We start from the raw sequence: 236 nt of genomic DNA, 5'->3' as shown, positions 1-236 counted from the left end.
ATCCCAACGATCGCCTGCGCAAGCTCTCGCCCGTGACGACGAATCTGGCAGCGCCGCCGAATGCCTGGATCAGGATGGAAGCCTCGATCGTCACCGACAAGCTCAACGAGGAGGAGGCTTATGCGCTGACCTCCAAGGTTGGAGAAGACATCGTTGCCTATTTGCGTACGTTGACGCCGACCCAGATCGAGGGCGCGCGGGGCCTGCAATATCTGCGCGAAGATCTGAATGAACGC

General features: G+C 59.7%; 1 protein-coding gene. It reads left to right on the top strand.

The window, feature by feature from the left end; translation table 11 throughout:
• A partial coding sequence (locus RVY79_RS21535; protein ID WP_317466658.1) for a flagellar basal body-associated FliL family protein occupies positions 1–236 on the top strand: 236 nt, incomplete at both ends.

The sequence above is a fragment of the Chromohalobacter sp. HP20-39 genome, from assembly GCF_033052815.1.
Classification (GTDB): Bacteria; Pseudomonadota; Gammaproteobacteria; order Pseudomonadales; family Halomonadaceae; genus Chromohalobacter.
The sequence above is the reverse complement of the archived record's forward strand: the minus strand, read 5'-3'. Positions and strand labels throughout refer to the sequence as shown.